This window comes from Flavobacterium sp. UGB4466 (assembly GCF_903469665.1).
Lineage (GTDB): Bacteria > Bacteroidota > Bacteroidia > Flavobacteriales > Flavobacteriaceae > Flavobacterium > Flavobacterium lipolyticum.
This window is the reverse complement of the sequence record NZ_CAGKLC010000044.1, coordinates 36,779-39,064: the sequence shown is the minus strand read 5'-3', so window position 1 is coordinate 39,064 and position 2,286 is coordinate 36,779. Positions and strand designations below refer to the sequence as shown.

The following is a 2,286-nucleotide window of genomic DNA, read 5'->3' as shown; positions in this document are numbered from 1 at the left end:
TCAATTATCAATTATCAATTATCAATTATCAATTATCAATTATCAATTATCAATTATCAATTATCAATTATCAATTATCAATTAGTAAAAACAATATCCCTGCAGGAAAAGTTTCAAACAAGTAAATAAATAGTAACCATAAAACAATTCAACCCAATGAAAAAGATTTTTAGATTAAGTTACATTACAATTCTTGCAAGTGCGCTTTTAGTCACTTCCTGTACCAACGATTCAGCGCTTGCGAAAGACGAACAGGCAGTAAATGCTAAAGCAAACTCTAAAACCGGCAAATCTGCTTTAAGCAGTGGAACCAGAAAATTACTGATTATAGGAATCGACGGCTGTCGCGGCGATGCTCTAATGGGAGCCAACACTCCTAATGTTCATGCTTTATTACCCAATGCGGTTTACAGTGTAGATGCATTGACCGAAGCACCTACGTGGAGCGGAAACGGCTGGTCGACGATGCTTACCGGCGTGACCCATTTGAAACATGGCGTAACCGATAATTCATTTTCGAGTCCGAATTTTACCTCGTATCCTAGTTTTTTGAAAAGACTTGAAACGTATAATTCTGCTTTAAAAACCATGTCGATTGTGCATTGGGCACCCATCAATACCTATATTGTGAATGGCATTGATGTAGAGAAAACACTCACTACCGATTTGGCTGTTAAAAATGAAGTGGTTGCCGCACTTACAAACGACAATCCGGATGCCTTGTTTTTGCATTTTGATGATGTCGATCATGCAGGACACAGCTATGGATTTTCGCTTAATGTATCGCAGTACAAATCTTCAATTGAAACCACAGACGGTTACATAGGTGAAATCTTAACGGCTTTAAAGAACAGACCTAACTATGCCAATGAGGATTGGTTGGTCGTGGTAGCGCCGGATCACGGAGGGATTGTTACAGGTTCCAGTGGATCTCATGGCGGAAGTTCTTACGAAGAACGAAACATCTTTACTATTTTCAACAATAAAAACTTTACGTCGACTAAAATCGAAAAACCGGTCGATCCCACTACAACGATAACGGGTAAGTTTGTCAATTTTAATTCCAATTCTATTTATGCTTCAACATCTAATGCACTTTACAATTTCGGAACTTCGAGTTTTACAGTGGAGTGTCGGGTAAAAACATCAGGATATAGCAGTGATCCTTCGCTGGTTTCGAATAAAAACTGGGTGAGTGGTAAAAATCGGGGTTTTGTCATCTGCGCCAATACCGGAGGAACATGGAAGGTAAATATTGGGGACACTCAAAGTCGTGTGGATATTTCCGGTGGGACAATCAATGATGGGAAATGGCATCATTTGACACTTGTGGTGGACCGCACAGCCAAATTGGTTAAAACGTATCAGGACGGTGCTTTTGTGGGGCAGGCTGCTATTGGAGCCAGTTTCGGAAGTCTGACTTCTGGACTGCCTTTTGCGATAGGACAGGACGGAACGCTAACCTATGGTGCCAATGTAAACGGAAATATTGCTGAGGTGCGTGTATGGAACAAAGCCTTATCGGAAGCTTCGATTTTAAATTATACCTGTTCTTCGGTTACCGCTTCACATCCGGATTACTCCAATCTTATTGGATATTGGAAAGGAGATAACGGATCAGGAAACAGTTTTACCGATTCAAGCGTTCAGCAGGTAAACCTTGCTTTTCCAAATACTCCAACATGGATAAACACTACAGCCTCCTTAAAATGTGGTACCGCAACAGGAGCAGTTCCTAAAATGGTAGATATCGCCTATTCTTCGTTACAATGGTTTGGTGTACCCATCAATACAAGCTGGTCATTAGACGGCCGTTCATGGCTTCCAACAGCGAATTAAAAATTTGTGTTTTTTGTTTTTTAAAGGGTTATCTTCTTTTTTGAAGGTAGCCTTTTTTATTTAACCGCAAAGAACGCTAAGATGTTACGCAAGGTTCGCAAAGGTTTTTTTTCTCATTTTGTGTCATTTCGATCGAAGAGAGAAATCGCATTAGAAACTCGACACAGAATGTCGCCAATCTTTTTCGAATCCCACGTGTGATTTGCTTCGTTAAAAATTTGTGTTTTATTGTTTTTTAAAGGGTTATCTTCATTTTTGAAGGTAGCCTTTTTGATTTAATTTTGGTCTTGAGTTTAACCGCAAAGAGCGCAAAGATGTTACGCAAGGTTCGCGAAGTTTTTTTAATGTAAAGGGATGAGTTTAACCGCAAAGAGCGCAAAGATGTTACGCAAGGTTCGCAAAGGTTTTTTTTCTCATTTTGTGTCATTTCGATCGAAGAGAGAAATC

The 2,286-nt window shown here is 39.6% G+C and carries 1 protein-coding gene; it reads left to right on the top strand.

Going from position 1 to position 2,286, the window contains the following annotated elements:
* The first annotated feature begins 156 nt into the window (after positions 1-156).
* Positions 157-1,839 carry a DUF4983 domain-containing protein gene (locus JO950_RS12250; protein WP_202702905.1) on the top strand — a complete coding sequence of 561 codons (1,683 nt, stop codon included), beginning with the start codon at positions 157-159 and terminating at the stop codon, positions 1,837-1,839.
* Positions 1,840-2,286 lie beyond the last annotated feature (447 nt).